This is a genomic window from Burkholderia sp. BCC0044 (genome assembly GCF_902832955.1).
Lineage (GTDB): Bacteria > Pseudomonadota > Gammaproteobacteria > Burkholderiales > Burkholderiaceae > Burkholderia.
Genome location: NZ_CADFDO010000001.1, coordinates 1,478,224 through 1,503,055, shown reverse-complemented (window position 1 = coordinate 1,503,055; position 24,832 = coordinate 1,478,224). Strand labels below are relative to the sequence as shown.

The following is a 24,832-nucleotide window of genomic DNA, read 5'->3' as shown; positions in this document are numbered from 1 at the left end:
GAGGCCGCGCGATTACGGCCGCGCGACGAGCGCCTGCACGAGCGCCGGCGCGATCGGCGAACCGAGGCCCGTCACGTAGTCGTAGCCGCCCGCCGCGTTGCAGATGCTGCCGCAATTGCCGTTGGACCCGGTCGTCACGTCGTGGAAGTCGCTGCCGTACGCGGTTTTGCCGACCGTATAGAGCGTGTCGTAGGCGCCGCTCAACGATTTCTTGCCGGCCGCCGTGCGCAGCGAATTGGCGATCGCGACGAGCGCCGACCATTGCGGCGCCCCCGCGCTCGTGCCGCCGACCTGGAACCAGCCGGCCTGCCCCTGATAAGTGACCGAGTCGTACACCGCGAAACCGCTGGACGGATTCGCATCGTAGCTGACGTCGGGTACGCCGCGCTTGCCGGCCACCGGAATCGGCCACGCGGTCTGGCCGGCCGGCTCGGCCTCGACGTTGCTCACGCCGCCGCCGCTGCCGCTCCACGCTGCCTCGCCGATGTAGTTGCCGGCCGTGTCCGACGACAGCGTCGTGCCGCCGACGGATACCACGTAACGCGACGCGGCCGGGTATTCGGTGCCGGTGCCGCTGTCGCCTGACGATGCGACGAACGTGACGCCCGGTACGTTGAAGTGGCCGTCGAAGCCGGTCTCGCTGCTGAATTCGTTGCCGCCGAAGCTCATCGACACGACCGACGCGCCGCGCTTGACCGCGACGTCGACCGCGGCCATCAAGTCGTTGAAGCTGGCCGATGCGGCCTCGACGAGCACGATCTTCGCCTTCGGCGCGATCGCATGCACCCATTCGACGTCGAGCGAGATCTCGAGCGCCCAGCCCGAATCGGGCTTGGGCCGTGCCCCGTGGGCGTACACCTTGGTGAAACAGCCGTTCGACGACGTGCAGGCCGGCAGCGAGAACGCAGTGCTGAACACGCCGAGATCGGCTTCGATCTTCGGGTCGTCGTACGCGTCGACGATCGCGACGACCATTCCGTCGCCCTGGTTCGCGATCGCGTCGAACCCGTATGCATGCCGCGCGAGCGCCGGCGTGAGGCCGGCGATCGTGGCCGTGCTTGCGCGCGGCTTCGTGTGGAACGGCGGGCGCGCGAATCCTTTCGGTGCGCGGTTGCCTTCGACGTAGGGGGGCGGCCCGTTGCCGTTGCCGTCGGCGAGCGCGACGCTCGACGCGAGCAGCGACGCGCACAGCGCCGGGATCAACATGGATGACAGGCGGATATTGTTCATTTTTGAGTCTCCATGTCGATCGAGTGGAGTGGCGAAACAATTTTACGAAATCGACGACGGTAATTACATCGAATATCGGCCGGATACGGGAATGTCTGATGAGGGAAAGTACGCGGAGCCCTCTGGAGTGGGCGTTGTGCAGGGTTGTCGTGCACCGGATCGAACTGCTTTATCGGTTTTTAAAAAGCGGATAAATAATCAGCTGATTCAAAATTTATTTGTAATGTCGGATGTAATTGTTCGGTAAATATCCACGGCGGCGCATGTGTGGAAATCGTGAAAGGCGTCATGCGTTCGCGACACGATTCGCCGCTTGCCGGCCCGGCCCCGTCGGCATTGCCGGCGCGGCGCGATTCCGCATACAGTTCAGCGTAGGCCGCGTGCGCCGCGCGGCGCCGACCATGAGGGGTGCCCTTGTTCTATTCGATCGTCGCGATCTTCGTCGGCGCCGGGCTCGGCGCGTTGCTGCGCTGGTTCCTGAGCCTCGCGCTCAACGAATTTTTTCCCGCGGTGCCGCTCGGCACGCTCGCGTCGAACCTGATCGGCGGCTACGTGATCGGTGTGGCCGCCGTCGTGTTCACGGTTCGCGTCGGGTTGCCGCCCGAGTGGCGGCTGTTCGTGATCACCGGCTTTCTCGGCGGCCTGACGACGTTCTCGACCTATTCGGTCGAAGTGATGACGCACGCGCTCGAGGGCGAATTCGGATGGGCGCTGGCGGTGGCTGTCCTACACTTGACTGGATCGTTCGCGCTGACGGCGCTCGGCATGTGGACCGCGCGCGCGTGGCTCGCGGCGGCCTGAGCGGGCCGCCATCGGAGGGAGCGATGGACAGGGTCTTGTTGCGCTTCTACGTGCACGAGCAGCACCGGCTGCACTGGAAGCCGCTGTGGGAATGGCTGCTGGAAGAGGCGAACCGGATGGGCGTCGCGGGCGGTTCCGCGTTTCGCGCGATGGCCGGTTTCGGCCAGCATCGCGTGCTGCACGAGGATCGCTTCTTCGAACTGCAGGGTTCGCTCGCGATCGAGGTCGAATTCATCGTCACCGAGGACGAGGCGCAGCGGCTGCTCGAGCGGCTGTCGCGCGAGAAACTGCGCGTGTGCTACGCGATGCTGCCCGCGCAGTTCGGCGTGATCGACACGCTTGGCGCACCGCCGGCGCAGGGGCCGGCGGCGTAGGTGTCGCGCCGGATCAGATGCCGAACATCGTCAGCGACACGGCGGCGCGCGTGACGATCATCAGCAGCACCTGCACGATCACGAACAGCAGGATCGGCGACAGGTCGATGCCGCCGAGGTTCGGGATCACGCGGCGCAGCGGGTTCAGGAACGGTGCGGTGAGCTGGTAGAGGATCGGCATCGCCGGCGAGCGCGGGTTGAGCCACGACAGCAGCGCCATCAGGATCGTCATCCAGATCACGAGGTTGAGCGCCCACTTCACGACGGTGAGCAGCGCGACCACGACGAGCGTCGCGATCACGGCGGCCGGATCGAAGCCGGCCATCACGACCATCAGCACGACGTAGACGAGCGCGGTGAGCAGCGCGGCGACGACGCTCGCCCAGTCGATGCCGCGTACGCCCGCGATCACGCGGCGCAGCGGCAGCACGAGCCAGTTGGTCGCCTGCAGCACGGCTTGCGTGACGGGGTTGTACGGCGGCACGCGGACGGCCTGCATCCAGACGCGCAGAATCAGCGCGGCGCCGAATAGCGTGAAGACGGTATTGAGCAGAAAACGGGCGATCTCGCCGAACATCGTTGGCATCCTTTTTATACAGTCAGTAGCGTGCGGCCGCCAACGCCGGTTGGCGGCGCATCGGCCGACACCTTATCACGCCTCGTCGCGCGACGGGGAGGGGTGCGCGGTCGCGCGCGCGAGCGACGTTTCGACGGCTTCGGCCAGCGCCGGCAGCGCCGCCGGCGGCGTCGCGCGCGTTGCCGCGAGCGCGACCGCGCGGCGCGTCAGCAGCGCGTAGAGCATCGCGTGATCGCCGCCGCGCGCCTCGAGCAGCGCGAGCTGGCGCTCGACGATACCCGTGTCGCCGCGCGATACCGGCCCCGCCAGCGCATTCGCGAGCCCCTTGTCGCGGGCGGTCTCGATCGTGCCGGCGAGCATCGGCAACAGCGCGCGCAGCGCGGCTTCCTCGTCGAAACCGAGGCCGCGCCACAGCTCGACCGCTTCCGATAGCCCGCACAGCGCGAAGCTCGCCGCGTAGTGGGCGGCCGCGTGATACAGCATCCGGCCGCCGGCCGGAATCGACAGCGGATGGCAGCCGAGTGCGGCGGCAAGTCGCATCAGCGTCGCGTGCAGCGCACCGTCCGCTTCGATCGTGACCGAGCAGCCGTCGATGCGCGCGAGGTCGGCGTCGGTGCCGCCGAACAGATAGAGCGGATGGAAGCCGCCGGTGGCCGCGCCTTGCTGCTTAGCGGGATCAAGCAGCGCGACCGCCGACGCGCCGCTGCAATGGACGACCGCCTGGCCGGCGGCGCGCGACGCATCGAAGCGCAGCGCCGCGGCGCTCGACGCGAGATGATCGTCGGGCGTCGTCACGAAGATCAGGTCGGCCGCGTCGACCACCTGCTGCGGGGTGTCGACCGCGCGGCAGCCGTCGATGCGCGCGGCGAGGCCGGCGGCGGACGCGGGCGTGCGGCTCGCGATCGCGACGACGGGGAAGCCGGCCTGCGCGAAACGCTGCGCGACACAGCGCGCGAGGCGGCCGGCGCCGATGAAGCCGAGGCGGGGTGTGTCGGGAAGCGGCATGGCGGCGGATGTCGGCGAGAACGAGGCAGCCGCCAGTATCGCAGGAATGACGGCGGTGTCGCGGAAGGTCCGGCTGCGGGTGGTTGCGCGTATGAATTACCGGTGCGCGGTGCGATTCGCGTGCGGGCCGGCGCCAGGCGGCGCGGCCGAATCAGGATCGCGGAATCCGGCCCCGAAACACCGTGCGCCTGCATCCCGCTTGAAATGTCGGCATGTTGTCTCGAATTTGTAATCGTTCATTACGTACGCGGGTCCGCTGCAGGCGTCGGAGTCGGTAAGTCTGACCGGTCACCGTGCCGCGACCCGACTCCTCGGACGGAATCGCGCGACCGGCAAGGGGCGCCGCCCACCTCGGGAGCCGCGCCGGGCGGCGGCTCCGGTCGCGTGCAATTGCAATTTGCAACAAATGCACGATACGCGCGGGGCGGGTTTTCGCTACATTGCTTCCATGCGACGTGCATGCCCGCCGTTGCCGACAGGAGCGCCTAAAATCCCGCTCCAGCAGGAGAATCGAAGTGAAAAAGCTCATTCCGTTCATCGCCGCCGCCGCGCTGGGCCTGGGTGCCGCAAGCGCCGCACAGGCCCACGTGTCGATCGGGGTCGGCATCGGCATCCCGGTCGCACCCGCGTATCCCGTGTATGCACCGCCGCCGCCGGTGTACTACGCGCCGCCGCCTCCGCCCGTCTACTACGCACCGGCACCGGCCTACTATGCGCCGCCGCCCGCGGTGGTCGTCGGCGGCTACGGTGGTGGCTACTACGGTCGCCCGTACTGGCGCCATGGTTACGGCGGCTGGGGCCATCACGGCTACTGGCGTCGCTGATTCGTCCCGCGCGGCTTGATCGCGCGCGGCAAAACGGCGCAACGTCCCGCGAGGGGCGTTGCGCCGTTTTTCATTGGGGCTGCTGTTTGGCGCGGTGGCCGGCGCGGCAGCGCGGCCGCGATTACACCGCGTGCACGATCAGGTCGCGGTAGCCGCCGACGATCACGCTGTACGAGAAATACGCGAACAGCAACGCCGACGCGACATGGCACGCCCGCATCAGGCCGGCGCCCGCGCGCTTGCGGCCCTGGCTCGCGAGCGTGCACATGAAGAGCGTCCACGCGAGGCCGCCGAGGAAAAAGCCCGACAGGAACACCGACGCGGTGACCGGCGTGGTCGCGCCGGCTTTTGCGATCAGCGCGCCGCCGACGGCTGCGAACCACAGGATCGCGCTCGGCGACGACATCGCGAGCAGCATCCCGCGCAGAAAGCTGCGCCGTGCGCTCGCCCGCGGTGGCGGTGCGTCGTCCGCGTCGTCGTCGTCCGCCTTGACGGGCGCCAGCGCTTCGCGCGCCATCTTCCACGTGAGGAACAGCAGCACCGCGCCGCCGCCGATCCACACGATCCAGCGCACGGGTTCGAACTGCAGCAGCACGGCCATCCCCGCGAGCGCGAGCGCCGCGTAGACGAGATCGCCGACGCACGACCCGACGCCGAGCCAGAAGCCCGGCCGGAAGCCGTGCGACAGCGTCAGCGACAGCATCGCGACGTTCACGAGGCCGATGTCGAGACACAACGATAGCGACAGAAAGAATCCGTCGGACAGCATGGAGGCGGGCGGAAAGCTCATTTTCTGGGTGCGTGCGGCGATTGCGATGCGCGGGCCGGCGGGCGCCGGCCGCAGGGCGTCAGAGGCCGATCTCCTGCCACAGCCGGTCGACGCGCGCCTTCACGGCCGCGTCCATCTCGATCGGACGGCCCCATTCGCGGTTCGTTTCGCCCGGCCACTTGTTGGTCGCGTCGAGCCCCATCTTCGAGCCGAGTCCGGCCACCGGCGACGCGAAGTCGAGATAGTCGATCGGCGTGCTGTCGACCATCACCGTGTCGCGCACGGGGTCGACGCGCGTCGTGATCGCCCAGATCACTTCCTTCCAGTCGCGGATGTTCACGTCCTCGTCGACGACCACGATGAACTTCGTATACATGAACTGCCGCAGGAAGCTCCACACGCCGAACATCACGCGCTTCGCATGGCCCGCGTAGCTCTTCTTCATCTGGACGATGGCCATCCGGTAGCTGCAGCCTTCGGGCGGCAGGTAGAAGTCGGTGATTTCCGTGAACTGCTTCTGCAGCAGCGGCACGAACACCTCGTTCAGCGCGACGCCGAGCACCGCCGGCTCGTCGGGCGGCTTGCCCGTGTAGGTCGAGTGGTAGATCGCGTCGCGGCGCATCGTGATGCGCTCGACGGTGAACACCGGAAACCACTCCTGCTCGTTGTAATAGCCGGTGTGGTCGCCGTACGGCCCTTCGAGCGCGTGCTCGTATGCGGCCGCCGCGTTGCCGGCCGGCCGCGGCGGTGCGCCGGCCGGCGCGGGGCCGGGGGCACCTTCCTGCGGATGGATGAAGCCTTCGAGCACGATCTCCGCGCGCGCGGGCACCTGCAGCGTGTCGACGCCGGGCGTCAGGCACTTCGCGAGTTCCGTGCGGCTGCCGCGCAGCAGGCCGGCGAACTGATATTCGGACAGCGAATCGGGCACCGGCGTCACCGCGCCGAGCGTCGTGGCCGGATCGGCGCCGAGCACGACCGCGACCGGGTACGGCTTGCCCGGGTTCTGCAGCGCGAACTCGCGGAAGTCGAGCGCGCCGCCGCGATGCGCGAGCCAGCGCATGATCAGCTTGTTGCGGCCGATCAGCTGCTGACGGTAGATGCCGAGGTTCTGGCGCGACTTGTTCGGCCCGCGCGTGACCGTCAGCCCCCACGTGACGAGCGGCCCCGCATCGCCGGGCCAGCAGGTCTGGATCGGCAGCTTGTTCAGGTCGACGTCCGCGCCTTCCCACACGATCTCCTGGCACGGCGGCGACGACACCGACTTCGGCGCCATGTCCCACACGGCCTTCGCGAGCGACAGCAGCTTGCCGGCGTCCTTCAGGCTCTTCGGCGGATCGGGTTCCTTCAGCGCGGACAGCAGGCGTCCGAGATCGCGCAGCGAACCGAGCGCCGCATCGTCGCCCGCGTCGACGCCCATCCCGAGCGCGACGCGACGCGGCGTGCCGAACAGGTTGCCGAGTACCGGAAACGCATTGCCGGGCGGCGCGTTGAACAGCAGCGCGGGGCCACCGGCGCGCAGCACGCGGTCGCACAGCTCGGTCATTTCGAGCACGGGCGACACGGGCTGCGTGACGCGCCGCAGTTCGCCAAGCGCCTCGAGGCGCTGAATGAAATCGCGTAAGTCTTTGTATTTCATGAAGAAGGTCCGAGCCACCCGCAGGCACGGGCAGCGATGGGCGGGGCAGCGGCCGGCTGCGACCCCGAATCGACCGACGATTTTACCCCGGGCAGCCGCGCGGCCGCCCCGGCGGCGAAAAAGTCGATCGCGCGCAAACCCCCTACGGCACGGGGCTCGCGTTCTGAAGAGGGGTTTTAAATTACTTTTTGTTATAGATTTGAGTTTTTATAGTGTTGACGATCTATAAAACCCTGCTAGAATCCGCTCACATTGGTTGCAGGGTAAAAGGCTTCGAGCCGCCAATCACCGATCTTTGACGCAGCGCGTCACCGTCCGCCGAATCCTGCACGGCGTCTTCGACGGCCTTTGTCGTAGTCCCAGCCAGCGCTACCAGACGCTGGTTTTTTGCGTGGGTGCCACCGCGTATGCCCGCCTCGCCCAATGTGCGAAGGTGCCGGCCCTCTTACACCGTGGCCTCGAACGGTACTTATACCGTTTCCCCGATGCTCGCACGTCCCAACCAAGGCGTGCGGCGTCGTGATTCCGCGGCGCGTTTTCTGTCTCGCCATCGAGCTGAGCGAGCCGCACGAGTCATGTTCATGGGAGATGATCTGAATGAACGCTTGGTTATCGTGGCGTCCCACTGAGCAGCATGCGCAAATCGTGCGCAACTTGCTGCGTCGCGGGACGCGTGTCAGTCACCATCTATTCAGCGTTGTCGGCTGTTTCGCTGTCGCGGTTGCGCTTGCACTGTGGCTGCTGCCAACCGTGCGCGGCACGCTCGCCGCGAAGCTGATGCCGGTCGTGTCCGCGGCCGTGCAGGCCGGTCCGGCCCGTCTGCTGTCCGGCCATCCGCTGCCGAACTTCGCGCCTGCCGGCGCGCAGCCGCAGCAGGAAGACACGCCCGAAACGGACGCGCTTGCGGTCGGTCTCGATGTCGCGCCGGAAGCGGCCGCTCAGGGCGCTCAAGGCGCCCAGGGCGATGCGTCCGATCCGGCCCGTAACGGCCCGTCGCCGGTCGCGCTGGCCAAGCTGATTCCGATTCAGCGCGTGGCGGCGGATGCGCGCGACGATCGCGCGCTCGCGTCGAACCGCGAACAGGCGCTCGTCGCGACCTATCTGTCGCGCCGTTACCGCGTCGCCCAGGAGCCGCTCGGCCAGCTCGTCAAGGCGGCGTTTCAGACCGGCCGCGACGTCGGCCTCGATCCGCTGCTGCTGCTGTCCGTGATGGCGATCGAATCGGGCTTCAATCCGTACGCCGAAAGCGGTGTCGGCGCGAAGGGGCTGATGCAGGTCATGTCGAAGGTCCACTCCGACAAGTTCGAGTATTTCGGCGGCACCGACACCGCGCTGCAGCCGCTCGCGAACCTGCAGGTCGGCGCGCTGGTGCTGAAGGACTGCATCGCGCGCGGCGGCTCGCTCGCGAGCGGTCTGCGCCTGTACAACGGCTCGACGAACCCCGACGACAACGGCTACGGCTCGAAGGTGATGGCCGAGCGCGGCCGCCTGCGCGATGTCGCGCGTGGCCGCAGCGTGCCGATCAACGCGCCGCAGGCGCCCGCGCAACCGGCGAAGCCGATCGTCACCGCCGCTGCCGTGACGGCCGCGGCGGGCGGCGCGAAGCGCGTGCATGCGACGCTCGACGGCACGACGTCGGTCAAGGCCGCACCGAAGGAAGCCGCGTCGCAGGACGACGCGAGCGTCGATACCGCGAAGCAGTCGCACGGCGATCATTCGGAGCTCGGCGCGTAACGCGTCCCCCGCTCCGTGCGGCTCCGGCCGGCACGCCATGACATGAAAAAGGCACCCGCTTCGGGTGCCTTTTCTTTTTGCGGGACGTGAAGCGGCCGGTACGCCCGCCGTGGCGTCAGTGTTGCCCGAACAGCGTCGCGAGCCGGTCGACGGCCTCTTCGAGCCGCGAGTAGGCGGTCGCATAGGACAGGCGGATATAGTCGCGCGGCGCATGGACGCCGAAGTCCATACCGGGCACCAGCACCACGCCCGCGTCGTGCAGCATCGCCTGCGTGAGCGCGGCGCTGTCGCCGGCCGCCGGGTGCGCGACGCCGCCGCAATGCGCATACACATAGAACGCGCCGTCCGGCATCACCGGCACCGTGAAGCCGAGCCGTTCGAGCGCCGGTGCGATGAAATCGCGGCGGCGCTTGAATTCGAGCCGGCGCGCTTCATAGATGTCGAGCGTCGCGGGTTCGAAGCAAGCGAGCGCCGCATGTTGCGCGAGCGCGGACGGGCAGATGAACAGGTTCTGCGACAGCTTCTCGAACGTGCCGACGAGCGCGGGCGGCACGACGAGCCAGCCGAGCCGCCAGCCCGTCATGCTGAAATACTTCGAGAAGCTGTTCACGGTGATCACGTCGTCGCCGAACGACAGCGCCGACACGGGCGCGGCGTCGTAGCTGAGCCCCTGGTAGATCTCGTCGACGATCGTGAAGCCGCCGCGTGCGCGCACCGCTTCGACGATCCGCTTCAGTTCGTCCGGTTCGAGCGACGTGCCGGTCGGGTTCGACGGCGACGCGAGCAGCACGCCGCGCGTGCGCTCGTTCCAGTGCGTGCGGACGTCGTTTTCGGTGAGCTGGAAGCGTGCGTCCGGGCCGCTCGGCACCAGCACCGGGCGACCTTCGGCCGCCGCGGCGAAGTGCCGGTTGCACGGGTATGACGGGTCGGGCATCAGCACTTCGTCGTCGCGGCCGACCAGCGCGAGGCACGCGAGCAGCAGCGCGGCCGATGCGCCGGCCGTGACGACGATCCGCTCCGGGCTGATCGTGAGGCCGTACGCGTGCGCATAGTGCGAGGCGATCGCCTCGCGCAGCGGCGCGATGCCGAGTGCGCTCGTGTACTGCGTGACGCCGCGCCGCAGCGCGGCCGCGGCGGCCTCGACAACCGGCTCCGGTGCGGTGAAATCCGGCTCGCCGATGCCCATGTGGATAACATCGCGCCCCAAGGACTCGAGCCGCTGTGCGTCCTTCATCAGTTCCATCACGTGAAAGGGCTGGATCGCGTCGACGCGTGCGGCGAGCGTGACGAGCGAATCGGCGGTGGTATTCATCGGCGGGCAGGGCGGAGGGGAAAAGAATGAAAAACGGGCGCTTGCGCGCCCGTGGACAACCAAACGGTATCAGCCGTTGCGACGCGCCTGCGTTTCGGCGGGGCGCAGCTTCGCGGCCAGCTTGTCGAGCACGCCGTTCACGTACTTGTAGCCGTCGGAGCCGCCGAACGTCTTCGCGAGCTCGACAGCTTCGTTGATGATCACGCGGTACGGCGTTTCGATATGGTGCGTGAGCTCGAACGTCGCGATCAGCAGCACCGCGCGTTCGACCGGCGACAGCTGATCGATCGGACGGTCCAGCGACGGCGTCAGCGCTTCGACGAGCGTCGCATGCTCGCGGATCACGCCGTGCAGGATCGCTTCGAGCAGTTCCTTGTCAGCCTTGTCGTAACCGAGCGCGCCGCGCAGTTGCGCGTCGATCTCGCCGGAGGGCGCGTTCGACAGCAGCCATTGGTACAGGCCCTGCGTCGCCAGCTCGCGCGATTGTCGGCGGGCGCTCTTCTTCATGCGCGCTCCTCTTCGTCGTCTTCGTCTTCCTCTTCGTCCTCGTCGTCGCCGAGCTGGTCGAGCGCCATCGTCAGGTTGGCCATCTCGACGGCGACGCGCGCGGCGTCACGACCCTTTTCGGTCATGCGCGCGACGGCCTGCTCGTCGGTTTCGGTCGTCAGGACCGCGTTCGCGATCGGCAGGTTGAAGTCGAGGCCGATGCGGGTGATGCCCGCGCCGCTCTCGTTCGACACGAGTTCGAAATGGTAGGTCTCGCCGCGGATCACCGCGCCGAGCGCGATCAGCGCGTCGAACTGGCCGCTTTCGGCGAGCTTCTGCAGCGCGAGCGGGATTTCCAGCGCGCCGGGCACCGACACGAGCAGCACGTCTTCACCGGTGACGCCGAGGCGTTCCAGTTCCTCGACGCACGCGTCGGCGAGGCCGTTGCACACGGGTTCGTTGAAGCGCGATTGCACGATGCCGATACGCAGGCCGTCGCCTTCGAGATTCGGTTGGTATTGTCCGATTTCCATGATCTGGTCCGTGGTGTGGATGAACGGTTATAGGGCGAAAGCGCCGTGGCGCGGGTTACGCGTGGGGCGCCGGGCAGGACTTGGCTTCGGCGCCGGGCATCGGAATGAAGCCCGTGACTTCGAGGCCGTAGCCGGACATGCTGCCCAGCTTGCGCGGATTCGACAGCACCTGCATCTTGCCGACGCCGACATCGCGCAGGATCTGCGCGCCGATGCCGAACGTCTTGAAATCGACCGGCCGGCGCTTGAGCGCAGCGGCCTTTTCTTCCTCGTCGAACGCCTTGAAGACGTCGATCAGGTGTTCCTTCGTATCGCCGCAGTTGAGCAGCACGATCACGCCGAGGTCGCGTTCCGCGATCTCGCGCATCGCGGCGTCGAGCGTCCACGAGTGGGTCGAGATGCCCGTCTCGAGCAGATCGAGCACCGACAGCGGCTCGTGCACGCGCGCCGGCGTATCGACGTCGGGCGACGGTGTGCCGCGCACCAGTGCGATGTGCGGCGAGCCGCTCGGCTGGTCGCGGTACAGCACTGCGCGGAACGTGCCGTGCGCGGTCTGCATCGAGCGCTCGGCGATCCGCTCGATGATCGATTCGGTGCGGCTGCGGTACTGGATCAGATCGGCGATCGTGCCGATCTTCAGGTTGTGTTCCTTCGCGAACTCGAGCAGGTCGGGCAGGCGCGCCATCGTGCCGTCGTCCTTGATCACCTCGCAGATCACCGCGGCCGGCGTGAGGCCCGCGAGCGCGGTGAAGTCGCAGCCGGCCTCGGTATGGCCGGCGCGCACGAGCACGCCGCCCGGCTGCGCCATGATCGGGAACACGTGGCCCGGCTGCACGATGTGCTCGGGGCGCACGTCGTGCGCGACCGCCGTGGCGATCGTGTGCGCCCGGTCGGCGGCCGAGATGCCGGTCGTCACGCCTTCGGCCGCTTCGATGCTGACCGTGAACGCGGTGCCGTACTGCGTGCCGTTGCGGTAGGTCATCAGCGGCAGGTGAAGCTGCTTGCAGCGTTCCTGCGTCAACGTCAGACAAATCAGGCCGCGGCCGTACTTGGCCATGAAGTTGATCGCTTCCGGCGTGACGAATTCGGCGGCGATCACGAGGTCGCCCTCGTTTTCGCGGTCTTCTTCGTCGACCAGGATCACCATCCGGCCGGCTTTCAGCTCGGCGATGATGTCGAGCGTGGAGGCGAGCGTCATAAGGGGGCGAGAAAGAGGAAAGTGCGTATTTTACGCCAGCCGGACGGCGTTTCGGCTGGCGCAGGCCGCGCGGGGCCGGCGAGTGCTCCGGAAAGCGCTGCGGCCGGCCTGCGCGCGGGTGCGGACGGTGGCGGGCCGGGCATGGCCCGGCCGCGCGTCACGCGTGCTCGTTGCGCCCGCCGAGGTAGTCGAGCTTGCCGAGTTCGACGCCGCTGTGGCGCAGGATGTCGTACGCGGTCGTCACGTGAAAGAAGAAATTGGGCAGCACGAAATTCAGCAGGTACGACTGGCCGGTGAACTCGATCGGGCCGACGCGCATCTTCAGCACGATCTGGCGCGTCTCGCTGCCGTCGATCTGCGCGGCGTCGAAGCTCTTCAGGTAGTCGATCGTCTTCTGGATGCGCGCATGCAGTTCGTCGAAGGTCTGCTCGACATCCGGGTAGCTCGGGATCTCGGTGCCGGCGAGCCGCGCGGCGCAGCCCTTCGCCGTGTCGGTCGCGATGTAGACCTGGCGGACGAGCGGCAGCATGTCCGGGTAGAGGCGTGCGCCGACGAATACCGACGGATCGATCTGCTTTTCGGCCGCATGAGCCTGCGCCTTGCCGAGGATGTGCTGCAGATTGGTGAGGCCGCGGATCAGGACGGGCAGCGAAGCCTGGTACATCGAGATGGACATGGGACGACTCCTGTGGAATGAGGCGCGGCCGCTACGCGGCGCGTCGTACGTGGCGGCGTGGAAACCGCTGTCGACGCATCTTAGCGCGCCGGCATGACCCGTGCGCGTCGTTGGCCATCAGGCCAGGTGCGCATCGGCCGATCGGCACGCTTTCCGGACCCTGGCCCCGGCGGTGCAACACCGGGCATGGCGGCGGGGCCAGGGCGGCAGCGATCGAGCGCCCATGTCGGTGGAGGCGATGCGTTGGGGATGGCGGCGGGAAAGCGGCGTGGCAGCCGGATCGCGATGCGCGGCCGGCCGCCTGACGGGCGAGCCCGCCGGCGGCAGGCCGCAGGCGGATGCCGGTCAGTCCTGGTGGGTTTTGTCCGCGCCGCCGGTTCCACCGGCCGACATCGCGGCGTTGACGAGCGCGCGGATACCGGGCTCGATCGTGATGATCAGGTCGGCCGGCGGTTGCGCCATCATCGCCGAGCGCAGGTACGTCGACGAAGCCTGCCTGGCAGCCGCCGCGCGGTCGAGCACCGCGACCGTGTGCGCCGTGACGTCCGCGGACAGCGGTTGTCCGCTGCGGAGCGACGCGAGCGCGGCCAGCCCGCCGCGCGCCATTTCCGCGAGGTCGGCCGAAACCGACAACGCCGCTTCCAGTTCGGGCCGTCCGACGGCGGCATCCCGATACAGCGTCTCGTTATCCAGCCAGATCCGCAGTTGCGCGCCGAGCGGCGCCGCGCGCGAACGGTCGCCGTTCACCAGGCGCTGCACGTCCGCGAGAAAGCGATGCGCGACCGGGTTGTCGATCGCCGCCGCGTCGGCCAGCCCTGTCGCCGTCTGCTGTTCGCCGGCCGGCTTGCCGGCGAGCGCGGCGCGCTTGGCGCGATCGTGGCCGATGAACTGCACCGGGCGAACGGTGTCGAGCAACGTCTCCACGGCGCCGGCCCGCTCGGGCGCCAGCCGCGCCACCATGCGCTCGCGATTGGCGCGGTCCTGCAGTCCCAGCAATCGCAACTCGTTTTGCGTGGCGAACAGGCGTTCGTACATGGCATCGATGTCGTGCACGTCGGGTTGCGACCAGAAGCGCTCGGCGAGCGCGGCGGAAGCGGGCCAGAGTCTCGCATCGACCGTTTCGTCGGTCACCTGTTCGCTCCATAGCGCCGCCACGCCGCCGAGTACGAGGCGCTTTTGCTCGGCCGTCAGCGGCGGCTGCGGCCCGACGATGAAACCGTCCACCACGTGGCGCGCGCGCTGGCTGGTCTTGCGCGCCATGTCGGCTTCCTGCGCCGTGATGCCGAATGCTTCGGGGTCGGTCGGATCCACGTTGTAGTAGGCGCTGGCCGGCACCAGGTTGTTGAGATAGTAGCCCGACGACACGATCACGTTGCCGCCCGATTTCGCGACCTTCGAAATGCCGTTCGACGTGCGCCATGTCTGGATCACGGTGTCGCCGTAGTCCGGCAAATCGGCGACTTCGTCCCAGCCGATCGTCTTCTTGCCGTGCTTGCGGGCGATGTCGCGAATCCGGGACTGGAAATACGCCTCGAGCGCTTTCGGCGCCGCCAGCTGTCTTTCGCGCGCAAACGCGAGAATGGCCGGGTTGTCCGACCATGCTTTCGGCCCCAGTTCGTCGCCGCCGATGTGCAGGTAGCGGTCGGGAAACAGGTTGGCGATCTCGCCGAGCAGTCGATCCGCGAATCGATAGGTGTGCTCGTTCGACGGATCGAGCGCGACGTTCATCACCGATTGCGGATCGCGACGGTCGAAGCGGCCGGCGCCGAGCTCCGGATAGGCGGTGACGATCGCACCCGTGTGGCCCGGCAGGTCGATTTCCGGCACGATTCTCACGCCACGATCGGCGGCGTACGCGATCAGGTCGCGAATCTCCGCCTGCGTGTAGTACTGTCCGTCCACGGCCGCCTTCTGCAAGGCCGGATAGCGCAGGCTTTCCACCCTGAATGCCTCGTTGTCGCTCAGGTGCAGATGCAGGACGTTGAGCTTGACGAGCTCCATCGCGTCGATCTGGCGTTTCAGTGTCGGCACCGTCATGAAGTGACGCGCGACGTCGATCATGATGCCGCGCCACGCGAAGCGTGGTGCGTCGTCGACGGTCAGCAACGGCAGCGACACCTGCTGGCCGGCGGTCCGGACCAGCTGGCGCAGCGTCGCCAGGCCGCGCAATACGCCCGTGGGGCCGTCGGCGCGCAATTGAACGCCGTCCGTGCCGATGGCGAGCCGGTACGCTTCCTTGTCGTCATTGGCCGCAGAGGGCGGACCGGCGGTCGTGCAATGGATGTCGAGACTGGGCCCCGCCGCGTCGTCGGGTTCGCGGCCGGTGAGACGATCGACGTCCCGCTGAAAACGTTGGCCGGCCCGCTCGAGCAGCTTGCTGTCGCAACCACGCCAGTTCAGGCCGAAGGCGCCTCGCACGGCCAGCGACCCGTCGGTCGCCTGCAGCGATTTCGGTACGGGCATCAGTGGCAGCGAAGCCTGCGCGAGCGCGGGCGCGCAGTAGGAGAAGGCGCAGAGAAGACCGAGAATGAACCCGGAAGAGGGCGGCGCGTGTCGGGCACGCGCTGCCCTGGATGCGAGTAATTTCATCATTGATAAGGCGTCGTTGATTCTGGAAGACGGGCTGTCGTTGCCCGTCGTGCAATTACAGCAACTGGCCGTTGATGCGAAGCTGGTTGCGCACCGCGCCGCCGCTTGCCCGCCGTGCCGTATCGACCGCCAGGTCCGCCTGCTGCGAATCGGTGACGGAGCCTTGCAGCGTCGCCTCGCCGTCGCGGACGCGGACGATGATTCGCGAAGCGTTCAGCCCTTTCGCGCGGGCCAGTGCCGCCTGGATGCGCTTGCGCAGAAGGCGGTCCGCCGTCTTGCGTGCCTGTTTCGAATCGATCCCGGACGCCGGCTCGATCGGAGGACGCGACGCCACGCTCGGTGCGGCGTCCGGCCGCCCGGTGGCCTCCTGCGCGCCGACCGGTCCGGCACTCGTCATGCATGTCGAAACCAGTGCTAGATGCAACACCGCTCCAGCGAGTTTTTTCATCGGTTTTTCCCTGCCTGTTTGAAGTTCTGCAACGCCCGGCGGCACCGCGGCCACCGGCGAAGCGTGGTTGCGCGAAACCGGCTCAGAACCGGGTGATCATGCCGATCGATACCCCGGTGACGCCGCTGCCGCCGGGGCGCAGGTTGAGCGCGCCGATGTTCGCCGGGTCCTTCTTGTAGGCGCCGGCAAAGCCGTTGCGGTCCACCTCCGCGTACAGTTCGGTGCGCTTCGACAGGAAGTATTCGGCGACGAGCCACGACGTCATCTTGTGACCGTCCGCGCCCGGTGCATTGCCGAGATTGCGGCCGGCGTCGTAGTAGAACGCGCCGGATAGCTGGATGGCCGGCGCCGCCTGCCACGTGAAGCCGACCAGTTGAACGTTGTCGCGCCGCGTCGCGCCGCCGGGTTGGCGTGCGGTGGCGGTCGCCCGGAACAGCACGTTCGACAGGTACATGCGGACCGGGCCCAGTTGTGCGGAGCCGCCGGCCAGTAGCGTCTGCGCGTTCGCCGTGCCGTCCGGACTGTAGGTTTTCTCGTAGGTAGCGCCGATCGACGCGCCGCGATACTGGTACATCCCGGCGATCGAGAAGTTGGTTCCGGCCCGTGTGCTGCCGGCCACGCCGCCCGGCGAATAGCTTGCGGCGAGCCGGAAGCCGCCGGCCTCGCCGATGTACTTGATCGTGTTGTCGAAGCGCGAGTCGAGCGTGAAATAATTGCCGAGGAGCAGCACCGGCGGCTCGGTCGTCAAGCCGCCGAGACCGCCCGCCGGATCGAGCAGAATGGCGAGATCCTCGCTGGCGTTGAATTGTCGGCCGAGCGTCAGCCGTCCGAAGCGATTCGACGACAATCCGACATAAGCCGCCTGCGAGAACAGCGTGCCGGACGATGCCAGCGCCCCGGTTCCCTGCGTGAAGGAACCGGCTATCGCGAAGATCGCGTTGACGCCGCCGCCCAGATCCTCCCGGCCTTTCAGGCCGAAGTTGCTGCCGGACACGATGTTGTTGTCGAACATCACCCGGCTTCCACCCTTGACGCCGTTTTCCCACCGTATGCCGCCGCCGGTGGTGCCGAACAGCGTGATGCTGGATTGCGCATGGACGAGACATGGCAGCCCCGCAAGCCATATCGCCAATAACCGTTTCTTCACGTGGTTGTCTCCTGATTTTGTTTGAAATCCTAATTTTTATTTGTCGTTCGACACGGCCCGCTGCGTCGATGGGCGAGCCGATTGAATGGCTTTACCGGTTGCGCTCGTGTGTCGCACGGCGATTCGACCGTACGGACGATCCTATAAGCAATACATATGGCTTGTAAATAGAGGAAAGGTTCGTGGCGGGACGGGATGGAACAGGTTCGAACGAGGGGGCGCCCCGATTGACGGGCGCCCGCGCACATGTCGGCGGGCCGGGCCGGTCACGACGGCCCGGCGCGGCCCAGGACGGCGATCAGTCGGCGCGGCGGCGCGGGGCGGAGTTTCCGGAGGCCGTGTGCGTAGGCGCGGCCACGGCATGACCGAGCAGTTGCAGGACGATCGATCGCCACGTACCGAAGGCCGCTGCCACTTCGGTGAGATCGCCTTCGGTCACGGCCTCCACGGTCAGCCCGCGAATGAGGGCGCCCGTCAGCAGGTCGAGTTCCCTGACTCGCTCGCGTGCGTCGTCGCCGGCGCTTTCGCTGACGGTATTGGTTACCTTGATGAATGCGTCGCTGGATCGATCGCGGACTTCGGCGATGGCCTGATCCAGTTCCTTGTCGCTGCGTCTTGCCAGGTCGATTTCGATGCTGGCGGCAAACAGCGGCGTGCCGATCAGCGAACCGGCGACATCGAGCAACCGCCCGACGAGGGCAAGCCGGTCCGTGGTATCGCGCACGGCTGCCTTGACGTGCTTCAGGCGCTCTTCGATCAGGCGCTCCTGTACGGCCGCCATCAGCATCGCCTTGGTCGGGAACTGATGCTGCAACGCGCCGATGCTGACTGCTGCTGCCTTCTGGACGGCGCGCGTGGTAGTTCCAGCGTAGCCCTCCGTGTGTAACAACCCGATTGTTGCGGCGATCACGCGTTCGCGCGTCGCGTGGCTGCGCTCGGCTTGCGAGCGCCGGCTCGTGATTTCCGCGTCGCCGCTGGATCGACTGCTCGGCATCGTCCGTCTCGTCTCGTCTCGGTGATTGTGCTGCGTCCCGTGACGCCGGCGCAGCGTGTTGGTATGGGTATAGCGCTCGTCGTTACGTTCGCGACGGGGGGACGATCAGTCCTGATGCACGCCCTGCGACGCCGACATCATCCGCTCCACGTACCGCGCAATCATGTCGATTTCGAGATTGACCTTGTCTCCAACCTTCACGTGACGCAGCGTCGTGACCTCGACCGTATGCGGAATCAGGTTGATCGAGAATTCGCAGCCGTCCGCGCGGTCGTCGACCGTATTGACGGTCAGGCTGACGCCGTTGATCGTGATCGAGCCCTTGTACGCGAGATAGCGGCCGAGTTCGCGCGGCGCGACGATCCGCAGTTCATGCGATTCGCCGACCGGCGCGAAGCGCGTGACGGTACCGAGGCCGTCGACATGCCCCGACACGATATGCCCGCCGAGGCGGTCGTGCGCGCGCAGCGCCTTCTCGAGGTTCACTTCGCCGGGTTGCGCGAGGCCGACCGTCCGGTTCAGGCTTTCGCGCGACACGTCGACGTCGAACGTGGCGGCGGTCTTTTCGATCACCGTCATGCACGCGCCCTGGATCGCGATGCTGTCGCCGAGCGCGACATCGGCCAGGTCGAGCCCGCCGGCCTGCACGGTCAGGCGCACGCCAGCATCGGCCGACGTGCCGAGCGGGGCGATCGTTTCGATGCGGCCGACGGCCGCGACAATTCCGGTAAACATTGTGACGATTCCGTTCAGTGAGAGGCGTCGGGCGGCGCGACGCGCGCGAGGATCCGCAGGTCGTCGCCGATTCGCTCGATACCGTGGAACGACAGTCGCGTGCGCGCATCGAGGCTGGCCGGCGCGGCGAGATCGAACATGCCGGCCGCGTCGGCGCCGAGCAGGCTCGGCGCCAGATACACCAGCAATTCGTCGACGCAGTGCTCGCGCAGCAGCGAACCGTTCAGCTTGTGGCCGGCCTCGACGTGCAGCTCGTTGACGCCGCGTGCGCCGAGCGCCGCCAGCATCGCGGGCAGGTCGACCTTGCCGTGCGCATTCGCGAGCGGCACGATTTCCGCGCCGCGCGACTTCAGCACGTTCGCGCGCAGTTCGCCGGCGGCGTCGAGCCGGCCGCAGAAGATCAGCAACGGCGCGCCTTCGAGCAGCCGCGCGTCGAGCGGCAGGTCGAGGCGGCTGTCCACCAGGATGCGTTGCGGCTGACGCGGCGTGTCGATGCCGCGTACGGTCAGCAGCGGATTGTCCTCGCGCACGGTGCCGATGCCGGTGAGGATCGCGCACGCGCGGGCGCGCCATGCGTGCCCGTCGAGGCGCGCGGCTTCACCCGTGATCCACTGGCTTTCGCCCGAGGGCAGCGCGGTGCGGCCGTCGAGCGATGCGGCGGTCTTCATCCGCACCCATGGGCGGCCGCGCGTCATCCGCGACACGAAGCCGATGTTCAGCTCGCCCGCTTCATGCGCGAGCAGCCCGCAGCGCACGTCGATGCCCGCGTCGCGCAGCATCCCGAGGCCGCGGCCCGATACCTGCGGGTTCGGGTCTTCCATCGCGGCGACGACCTTGGCCACGCGCGCATCGATCAGGGCGTTCGCGCACGGCGGCGTGCGGCCGAAATGGCTGCACGGTTCGAGCGTCACGTAGACGGTCGAGCCCGCGACGTCGTAGCCGCGCGCGCGCGCATCCTTCAGCGCCTGCACTTCCGCGTGATCCTGGCCGGCCGGCTGCGTGAAGCCTTCGCCGATCACGTTGCCGTCCTTGACGATCACGCAACCGACGCGCGGATTCGGCGCGGTCGTGTACATGCCGCGCGCGGCGAGCGCGAGCGCGCGCTGCATGTGGGCGAAATCGGTATCCGAGAACATGCGCGCGGCCCCGGGTCAGGCGGCGAGTGCCGCGAACGCGCGGCGCGCGGCCGCGAGCGTCGCGTCGATCACCGCGTCGTCGTGCGTGCTCGACACGAAGCCGGCTTCGTACGCGGACGGCGCGAAGTACACGCCCTCGTCGAGCATCAGGTGGAAGAAGCGGTTGAAGCGCGCGATGTCGCTCTTCGTGACTTCCGCGAAGCTGCCCGGCACGCGCTCGGCGAAGTACAGGCCGAACATCGCGCCGATCGAGTCGGCCGCGAACGGCACGCCGGCGGCGCGCGCTTCGGCCGCGAGGCCGTCGGCGAGCCGCTTCGTCTGCGCGGTGAGCGCGTCGTAGAAGCCCGGCGCCTGGATCAGCTGCAGCGTCTTCAGGCCGGCGGCGACCGCGATCGGGTTGCCCGACAGCGTGCCGGCCTGGTACACGCCGCCGAGCGGCGCGAGGTGGGCCATGATGTCGCGGCGGCCGCCGAACGCGGCGGCCGGCATCCCGCCGCCGATCACCTTGCCGAGGCAGGTGAGGTCGGCCGCGATCCCGTAGTACGCCTGCGCGCCGCCGAGCGCGACGCGGAACCCGCACATCACCTCGTCGAAGATCAGCACGGCGCCGTGCTTCGTGCACAGCGCGCGCAGCGCGTTCAGGAATTCGGGCGTGCCGCGCACGAGGTTCATGTTGCCGGCGACCGGCTCGACGATCACCGCGGCGATCTCGTCGCCGAACGCGCCGAACGCTTCTTCCAGCGCGGCGACGTTGTTGTATTCGAGGACGGTCGTGTGCTTCGCGATGTCGGCGGGCACGCCGGCCGACGTCGGGTTGCCGAACGTCAGCAGGCCCGAGCCGGCCTTGACCAGCAGGCTGTCCGCGTGGCCGTGGTAGCAGCCCTCGAATTTCACGATGCGGCTGCGGCCCGTGAAGCCGCGCGCGAGACGCAGCGCGCTCATCGTGGCTTCGGTGCCGCTCGACACCATCCGCACCTGCTCGATCGACGGCACGAGCTTGCAGATTTCCTCGGCGATCTCGATCTCGGCTTCGGTCGGCGCGCCGAACGAGAAGCCGTCGGCGAGCACGTTCTGCACGGCCGACAGCACGTCCGGATGGACGTGGCCGACGATCATCGGGCCCCACGAGCCGATGTAGTCGATGTACTGCTTGCCGTCGGCATCCCAGAAATACGGGCCTTGCGCGCGCGCGACGAAGCGCGGCGTGCCGCCGACCGAACGGAACGCGCGCACCGGCGAGTTGACGCCGCCGGGAATGGTCTTCTGGGCGCGTTCGAAAAGGAGCTGATTGTTGGACATGAGCGAAACCTGCGAGAGAAGGGCGCGGGGGCCTGTGCACGGGCCGCGGCGCCTGGGCGGAACGATCGTCTGATTGTACCGGAGACACGCGCGGCAGGCCCGCGGGGCGGTCTGCGGCCTTTCGGCGCGCGAGCGGATCGCCCGGGCGGAAAGGCGGGGCCGATTCGACCCGGTTTCCGCTTATCGCGGCGGCTTGCGCTTGCCGGTCAGCTCGGCCCAGCGCTTTTCGAGCGGACCTTCGACCATCGGCTTGATCGACGTGCCGGAGCTCTGCGCATCCCACGTCTGCACCGAATACGGATGCACGCGCAGCGCGTCACGCGGAATCACGACGTCCTGATGGGCGTCGACGAGCCAGTCGTACACGAAGTCGATGCACAGCCGGTAGCCGCGCTTGGTCGACGGATCGGGCACCTCGTACGGCGCACGCGTCACGTAGCCGGAGCCGAATACGCCCTTCGGTTCCTTCGCGACGCGGTGCAGAAACACGCGGTCGCCCGGCAGGATGCCGCGCGCGAAGCCGCAGCCCCACACGTCATGCACGGCCTCGCCGGCCTTCACGCGTGCGGCGACGTCGGGCAGTTCGGGCCATGGCCATTTCTTGGGGCTCCAGATCAGCAGGAAAGCGGTCATCGGTTCGGTCGTACGTCGAATTGATCAGACAAGAGGGGCGGGCAGCAGCAAGCTTAATCGAATCCGCCCGCGCGCTCGTTCGGCGCACGACGAGCGTGGGCGTATCTCCGCCCGCCGCCGCACGCGGCCCGAGGCAGGCAAAAAAGTTGCGCGTACAATCATGGGCCTGAACGCGCCGCTTGCGGCGCGGCTTCCCGTCTTCACCGCCACGCGTGCCTCGATGCGTGCGGGCTCCCATTCCGGATACCCATGTCTCACGTCGTCCGGCGCCGGCCCGATGCCCGGCTGATCCTGTTGCTCGGTGCGCTCGCAGCCTGCGGGCCGATCGCCACCGACATGTACCTGCCGAGCCTGCCGTCGATCGCCGCCGGCTTCTCCGTGAGCCCCGGCGCCGCGCAGCGCACGCTGACCAGCTTCATGGCCGGCTTCTCGATCGGCATGCTGCTGTACGGCCCGCTGTCCGACACATGGGGCCGCCGCCCCGTGCTGCTCGGCGGGATCGCGCTGTTCACGCTCGCGAGCATCGGCTGTTTCGTGTCGGGCTCGATCGACATGCTGATCGTCGTGCGTTTCCTGCAGGCGCTCGGCGCCGGCGCCGCGTCGGTGCTCGCGCGGGCGATCGCGCGCGACGCGCACGAGCCGAGCGACGCGGCGAAGGTGCTGTCGATGGTCGCGATCGTCACCGCGGTCGGGCCGCTGCTCGCGCCGCTGATCGGCGGCCAGATCCTGCGTTTTTCCGGCTGGCGCGGCGTGTTCGTCGTGCTGGCCGTGTTCGGCGCGCTATGCGCGACGACCGCCTACCTGCGCGTGCCCGAAACCTGGCCGAAGGAGCGGCGCAAGAGCGCGGCGGTGCTTGCGTCGTTCGCATCGTACGGGCGCATCCTGTCCGACCCGGTCGCATGGGGGCACATGCTGTGCGGCGGGATGGCGTTCGCGTCGATGTTCTCGTACATCACCGCGACGCCGTTCGTATACATCGAGTATTTCCACGTGTCGCCGCAGCACTACGGGCTGCTGTTCGGGCTGAACGTCGTCGGGATCATGATCGGCAACTTCGCGAACACGCGGCTCGTCGGCCGCATCGGTTCGCTGCGCATCATCGCGGCCGCGTCGCTCGTGAGCTGCATCGCGTCGCTCGCGGTCGCGTTCGTCGCGCTGACCGGGTTGGGCGGGCTGTGGTCGATCGTCGTGTGCCTGTTCTTCGTCGTCGGCGTGGTCGGGATCCTGTCCGCGAACTGCACGACCGACCTGATGCACCGCTATCCGCACAACGCGGGCGCGTCGGCGGCCGTGTTCGGCGCGATGCAGCTCGCGCTCGGCGCGCTGGCGAGCGTCGCGATCGGCGCGCTCGCGGACGGCACGCCGTTCGCGATGGGCGTGACGATCGGCGTCACCGGCGTGCTGTGTTTCGCCGGGCGCTATCTGGTGCTGCGCTGGCACGGACGGCCGGTGAAGGCGGGCGCCTGAGCGGCGCGGCGGAACTGACGGAGGGCGCGAGTATGTCGACGATATTCGCCCCACCGGCAACCCTAGCGAACACCATGCCGATGTAACCCGGTCAGCCGGCGACGCGAGTCGTGCATTGGGTTATTTCCGCGTCCGCATCACCTGGAACGGTCTGACGAGCGATTGCCGAGTCGATAGCTGCGCTTCGGGTTGATCACGACCCGTTTGACTTGGTCATCGAGTTCCCGACTGTGATACAGATCCAGGCATTTCAGAAAATCAAACCGCACGCCTTTGATTTCGGATTCGACGATCGGATTGCGATAGTCGCGTGCAAGAAAACGATTGACCAGCGATTTGCCTGCGTCGGGGTTCCGTTCCAAATCGAAGTCGGTCCAATCCATGAGTGCACTGGCGCTGCTTCCCGCGTCCATCGCAGCGGACGGTTCATTCCGATAAGCGGTCGCGATGCATTCGGCGAGCACCATGTCCTTGTAATTCTGCGCGTAGGTTCGAGCGCCCGCTTGTGGCGACGACGTTGCATCTGTTGCATGGCCCGATTGTGCCGCTAACGCCAGTATCCCAAACATCACACCCCGGACCAGCGGATTTTGTCTCATGGCAGACTCCAGAGGTGGGCACAGATCCAACACATCGCCTAAAAAATAAACAGGTCTATTTGGCGAGGTGCAATCAACGCGGCAGACTTTCCAAGCGCTGATTGCTCCACTCTCCATCCAAAATAGCCTGATAGAGCATGCCTAGAGTCAGTGGCACTTTGTCATATTTCTCTCGGCGTTTTCTGGAGAAAACCATCCGCGCCACTTCAATCAAGCTAAAGCCCTCTCCTGAGAAGTAGCGATTGAACTCAAAATCTCCAACTTGCACTGGAAATTTATCGAAGAAGCGCTCCATAAATTCGACCGCGTCGTCGCCAGTGATATCCAGATCACCCTCGATGGCATGACTTTTTGTGAGAATTTTTTTGGGACTAACACCGGCCTCCTTTCTCACAAAGTCCTCAAATTCGTTCCATGTAAGCTGGCTCATCGGAACACCCCCTCTCCGCAAACTGGATGAACGTGATGCTGTCGATGCCAATCGGGTTTCCGTGAGAAACGCGTCATTTCTCACGTCGAACCGGGATGGCGGCATCACGCGGAGTGAAGGAAGTTACCGAGCCAGGACAACTGCTGACAATTGGACTTGTTCGAAAATAGGAGCGTGTACGAACGTATGACGTCACGCGG

The 24,832-nt window shown here is 67.3% G+C and carries 25 protein-coding genes; 5 read left to right on the top strand and 20 right to left on the bottom strand.

Annotated features, from left to right (window positions below):
* Nucleotides 1–12: 12 nt before the first annotated feature.
* Nucleotides 13–1,230, bottom strand: a complete 1,218-nt coding sequence (locus tag HWX14_RS06750) for a S53 family peptidase (protein ID WP_175882038.1) — start codon at nucleotides 1,228–1,230, stop codon at nucleotides 13–15.
* A 414-nt stretch (nucleotides 1,231–1,644) separates the two neighbouring features.
* On the opposite strand from HWX14_RS06750, the gene crcB reads away from it, so the two are divergent.
* The gene (gene crcB / locus HWX14_RS06745; RefSeq protein ID WP_175882037.1) at nucleotides 1,645–2,031 is read left to right on the top strand and encodes a fluoride efflux transporter CrcB; all 387 of its coding nucleotides are present in this window, start codon (nucleotides 1,645–1,647) and stop codon (nucleotides 2,029–2,031) included.
* Between the two features lie 23 nt (nucleotides 2,032–2,054).
* Nucleotides 2,055–2,405 (top strand): DUF190 domain-containing protein, encoded by a 351-nt coding sequence (locus HWX14_RS06740; RefSeq protein ID WP_175882036.1) that lies wholly within the window; start codon nucleotides 2,055–2,057, stop codon nucleotides 2,403–2,405.
* A gap of 13 nt (nucleotides 2,406–2,418) precedes the next feature.
* Here the strand turns inward: HWX14_RS06740 and HWX14_RS06735 are convergent, their stop codons facing one another.
* Both HWX14_RS06735 and HWX14_RS06730 read right to left on the bottom strand, forming a co-directional pair.
* Entirely contained in the window at nucleotides 2,419–2,982 is a 564-nt protein-coding gene (locus HWX14_RS06735; protein WP_006488584.1) for a YggT family protein, read from the bottom strand.
* 75 nt (nucleotides 2,983–3,057) lie between these two features.
* Entirely contained in the window at nucleotides 3,058–3,987 is a 930-nt protein-coding gene (locus HWX14_RS06730) for a DUF2520 domain-containing protein (protein ID WP_175882035.1), read from the bottom strand.
* A 515-nt stretch (nucleotides 3,988–4,502) separates the two neighbouring features.
* Here HWX14_RS06730 and HWX14_RS06725 point away from each other — a divergent pair.
* Complete coding sequence (locus tag HWX14_RS06725; protein ID WP_050011620.1) at nucleotides 4,503–4,811, top strand: hypothetical protein; 309 nt, start codon at nucleotides 4,503–4,505, stop codon at nucleotides 4,809–4,811.
* A gap of 121 nt (nucleotides 4,812–4,932) precedes the next feature.
* On the opposite strand, the gene HWX14_RS06720 is transcribed toward HWX14_RS06725, so the two are convergent.
* Nucleotides 4,933–5,601 carry a LysE family transporter gene (locus HWX14_RS06720; protein WP_175882034.1) on the bottom strand — a complete coding sequence of 223 codons (669 nt, stop codon included), beginning with the start codon at nucleotides 5,599–5,601 and terminating at the stop codon, nucleotides 4,933–4,935.
* Between the two features lie 58 nt (nucleotides 5,602–5,659).
* On the bottom strand, nucleotides 5,660–7,216 hold the full coding sequence (locus HWX14_RS06715) for a UbiD family decarboxylase (RefSeq protein ID WP_175882033.1): 1,557 nt from the start codon (nucleotides 7,214–7,216) through the stop codon (nucleotides 5,660–5,662).
* A 597-nt stretch (nucleotides 7,217–7,813) separates the two neighbouring features.
* On the opposite strand from HWX14_RS06715, the gene HWX14_RS06710 reads away from it, so the two are divergent.
* Nucleotides 7,814–8,950, top strand: a complete 1,137-nt coding sequence (locus HWX14_RS06710; protein ID WP_175882032.1) for a transglycosylase SLT domain-containing protein — start codon at nucleotides 7,814–7,816, stop codon at nucleotides 8,948–8,950.
* Nucleotides 8,951–9,065: 115 nt separating this feature from the next.
* Here the strand turns inward: HWX14_RS06710 and HWX14_RS06705 are convergent, their stop codons facing one another.
* The 13 genes from HWX14_RS06705 to HWX14_RS06645 form a co-directional block, all read right to left on the bottom strand.
* Nucleotides 9,066–10,262, bottom strand: a complete 1,197-nt coding sequence (locus HWX14_RS06705) for a pyridoxal phosphate-dependent aminotransferase (RefSeq protein ID WP_175882031.1) — start codon at nucleotides 10,260–10,262, stop codon at nucleotides 9,066–9,068.
* A 69-nt stretch (nucleotides 10,263–10,331) separates the two neighbouring features.
* Complete coding sequence (gene nusB / locus HWX14_RS06700; RefSeq protein ID WP_175882030.1) at nucleotides 10,332–10,769, bottom strand: transcription antitermination factor NusB; 438 nt, start codon at nucleotides 10,767–10,769, stop codon at nucleotides 10,332–10,334.
* A complete protein-coding gene (gene ribH / locus HWX14_RS06695; protein ID WP_034206641.1) occupies nucleotides 10,766–11,281 on the bottom strand; it encodes a 6,7-dimethyl-8-ribityllumazine synthase in 516 nt (171 codons plus the stop codon). Before ribH ends, nusB begins: the two co-directional genes overlap by 4 nt.
* A gap of 55 nt (nucleotides 11,282–11,336) precedes the next feature.
* Nucleotides 11,337–12,479, bottom strand: a complete 1,143-nt coding sequence (ribBA, locus tag HWX14_RS06690) for a bifunctional 3,4-dihydroxy-2-butanone-4-phosphate synthase/GTP cyclohydrolase II (protein WP_175882029.1) — start codon at nucleotides 12,477–12,479, stop codon at nucleotides 11,337–11,339.
* Nucleotides 12,480–12,636: 157 nt separating this feature from the next.
* Nucleotides 12,637–13,155 carry a DUF1993 domain-containing protein gene (locus HWX14_RS06685; RefSeq protein ID WP_175882028.1) on the bottom strand — a complete coding sequence of 173 codons (519 nt, stop codon included), beginning with the start codon at nucleotides 13,153–13,155 and terminating at the stop codon, nucleotides 12,637–12,639.
* Nucleotides 13,156–13,500: 345 nt separating this feature from the next.
* Nucleotides 13,501–15,618 (bottom strand): family 20 glycosylhydrolase, encoded by a 2,118-nt coding sequence (locus HWX14_RS06680; protein WP_175882027.1) that lies wholly within the window; start codon nucleotides 15,616–15,618, stop codon nucleotides 13,501–13,503.
* Nucleotides 15,619–15,799: 181 nt separating this feature from the next.
* Complete coding sequence (locus tag HWX14_RS06675; RefSeq protein ID WP_244130167.1) at nucleotides 15,800–16,192, bottom strand: BON domain-containing protein; 393 nt, start codon at nucleotides 16,190–16,192, stop codon at nucleotides 15,800–15,802.
* A gap of 82 nt (nucleotides 16,193–16,274) precedes the next feature.
* Nucleotides 16,275–17,339 carry a porin gene (locus HWX14_RS06670; RefSeq protein ID WP_175882026.1) on the bottom strand — a complete coding sequence of 355 codons (1,065 nt, stop codon included), beginning with the start codon at nucleotides 17,337–17,339 and terminating at the stop codon, nucleotides 16,275–16,277.
* A gap of 298 nt (nucleotides 17,340–17,637) precedes the next feature.
* The gene (locus HWX14_RS06665) at nucleotides 17,638–18,333 is read right to left on the bottom strand and encodes a TetR/AcrR family transcriptional regulator (RefSeq protein WP_175882025.1); all 696 of its coding nucleotides are present in this window, start codon (nucleotides 18,331–18,333) and stop codon (nucleotides 17,638–17,640) included.
* 105 nt (nucleotides 18,334–18,438) lie between these two features.
* Complete coding sequence (locus tag HWX14_RS06660; protein ID WP_175882024.1) at nucleotides 18,439–19,068, bottom strand: riboflavin synthase; 630 nt, start codon at nucleotides 19,066–19,068, stop codon at nucleotides 18,439–18,441.
* A 14-nt stretch (nucleotides 19,069–19,082) separates the two neighbouring features.
* Complete coding sequence (ribD, locus tag HWX14_RS06655) at nucleotides 19,083–20,204, bottom strand: bifunctional diaminohydroxyphosphoribosylaminopyrimidine deaminase/5-amino-6-(5-phosphoribosylamino)uracil reductase RibD (RefSeq protein ID WP_175882023.1); 1,122 nt, start codon at nucleotides 20,202–20,204, stop codon at nucleotides 19,083–19,085.
* 15 nt (nucleotides 20,205–20,219) lie between these two features.
* Nucleotides 20,220–21,503, bottom strand: a complete 1,284-nt coding sequence (hemL, locus tag HWX14_RS06650; RefSeq protein WP_175882022.1) for a glutamate-1-semialdehyde 2,1-aminomutase — start codon at nucleotides 21,501–21,503, stop codon at nucleotides 20,220–20,222.
* A gap of 180 nt (nucleotides 21,504–21,683) precedes the next feature.
* Complete coding sequence (locus tag HWX14_RS06645; protein ID WP_012328082.1) at nucleotides 21,684–22,136, bottom strand: hypothetical protein; 453 nt, start codon at nucleotides 22,134–22,136, stop codon at nucleotides 21,684–21,686.
* A gap of 249 nt (nucleotides 22,137–22,385) precedes the next feature.
* Here HWX14_RS06645 and HWX14_RS06640 point away from each other — a divergent pair, with 249 nt between their 5' ends.
* Nucleotides 22,386–23,603, top strand: coding sequence for a Bcr/CflA family multidrug efflux MFS transporter (locus HWX14_RS06640; protein ID WP_175882021.1), 1,218 nt, complete (start codon nucleotides 22,386–22,388; stop codon nucleotides 23,601–23,603).
* A gap of 137 nt (nucleotides 23,604–23,740) precedes the next feature.
* Here HWX14_RS06640 and HWX14_RS06635 read toward each other — a convergent pair whose 3' ends face one another.
* Nucleotides 23,741–24,202 (bottom strand): type VI secretion system amidase immunity protein Tai4, encoded by a 462-nt coding sequence (locus HWX14_RS06635; protein WP_175882020.1) that lies wholly within the window; start codon nucleotides 24,200–24,202, stop codon nucleotides 23,741–23,743.
* 73 nt (nucleotides 24,203–24,275) lie between these two features.
* Nucleotides 24,276–24,632 carry a DUF1493 family protein gene (locus HWX14_RS06630; protein ID WP_175882019.1) on the bottom strand — a complete coding sequence of 119 codons (357 nt, stop codon included), beginning with the start codon at nucleotides 24,630–24,632 and terminating at the stop codon, nucleotides 24,276–24,278.
* Between the last annotated feature and the right edge of the window lie 200 nt (nucleotides 24,633–24,832).

Excerpts from the sequence above, each read along its gene's own strand:
- HWX14_RS06720 (WP_175882034.1), bottom strand. The coding sequence starts at position 5,601 with ATGAGCTTTCCGCCCGCCTCCATGCTGTCCGACGGATTCTTTCTGTCG.
- ribBA (WP_175882029.1), bottom strand. The coding sequence starts at position 12,479 with ATGACGCTCGCCTCCACGCTCGACATCATCGCCGAGCTGAAAGCCGGC.
- HWX14_RS06675 (WP_244130167.1), bottom strand. The coding sequence starts at position 16,192 with ATGAAAAAACTCGCTGGAGCGGTGTTGCATCTAGCACTGGTTTCGACA.
- HWX14_RS06630 (WP_175882019.1), bottom strand. The coding sequence starts at position 24,632 with ATGAGCCAGCTTACATGGAACGAATTTGAGGACTTTGTGAGAAAGGAG.
- HWX14_RS06705 (WP_175882031.1), bottom strand. The coding sequence starts at position 10,262 with ATGAATACCACCGCCGATTCGCTCGTCACGCTCGCCGCACGCGTCGAC.
- HWX14_RS06640 (WP_175882021.1), top strand. The coding sequence starts at position 22,386 with ATGTCTCACGTCGTCCGGCGCCGGCCCGATGCCCGGCTGATCCTGTTG.
- HWX14_RS06685 (WP_175882028.1), bottom strand. The coding sequence starts at position 13,155 with ATGTCCATCTCGATGTACCAGGCTTCGCTGCCCGTCCTGATCCGCGGC.
- HWX14_RS06635 (WP_175882020.1), bottom strand. The coding sequence starts at position 24,202 with ATGAGACAAAATCCGCTGGTCCGGGGTGTGATGTTTGGGATACTGGCG.
- HWX14_RS06665 (WP_175882025.1), bottom strand. The coding sequence starts at position 18,333 with ATGCCGAGCAGTCGATCCAGCGGCGACGCGGAAATCACGAGCCGGCGC.
- hemL (WP_175882022.1), bottom strand. The coding sequence starts at position 21,503 with ATGTCCAACAATCAGCTCCTTTTCGAACGCGCCCAGAAGACCATTCCC.
- HWX14_RS06680 (WP_175882027.1), bottom strand. The coding sequence starts at position 15,618 with ATGCCCGTACCGAAATCGCTGCAGGCGACCGACGGGTCGCTGGCCGTG.
- HWX14_RS06730 (WP_175882035.1), bottom strand. The coding sequence starts at position 3,987 with ATGCCGCTTCCCGACACACCCCGCCTCGGCTTCATCGGCGCCGGCCGC.
- HWX14_RS06715 (WP_175882033.1), bottom strand. The coding sequence starts at position 7,216 with ATGAAATACAAAGACTTACGCGATTTCATTCAGCGCCTCGAGGCGCTT.
- ribH (WP_034206641.1), bottom strand. The coding sequence starts at position 11,281 with ATGGAAATCGGACAATACCAACCGAATCTCGAAGGCGACGGCCTGCGT.
- HWX14_RS06645 (WP_012328082.1), bottom strand. The coding sequence starts at position 22,136 with ATGACCGCTTTCCTGCTGATCTGGAGCCCCAAGAAATGGCCATGGCCC.
- HWX14_RS06740 (WP_175882036.1), top strand. The coding sequence starts at position 2,055 with ATGGACAGGGTCTTGTTGCGCTTCTACGTGCACGAGCAGCACCGGCTG.
- HWX14_RS06750 (WP_175882038.1), bottom strand. The coding sequence starts at position 1,230 with ATGAACAATATCCGCCTGTCATCCATGTTGATCCCGGCGCTGTGCGCG.
- HWX14_RS06735 (WP_006488584.1), bottom strand. The coding sequence starts at position 2,982 with ATGTTCGGCGAGATCGCCCGTTTTCTGCTCAATACCGTCTTCACGCTA.
- nusB (WP_175882030.1), bottom strand. The coding sequence starts at position 10,769 with ATGAAGAAGAGCGCCCGCCGACAATCGCGCGAGCTGGCGACGCAGGGC.
- ribD (WP_175882023.1), bottom strand. The coding sequence starts at position 20,204 with ATGTTCTCGGATACCGATTTCGCCCACATGCAGCGCGCGCTCGCGCTC.
- HWX14_RS06660 (WP_175882024.1), bottom strand. The coding sequence starts at position 19,068 with ATGTTTACCGGAATTGTCGCGGCCGTCGGCCGCATCGAAACGATCGCC.
- HWX14_RS06710 (WP_175882032.1), top strand. The coding sequence starts at position 7,814 with ATGAACGCTTGGTTATCGTGGCGTCCCACTGAGCAGCATGCGCAAATC.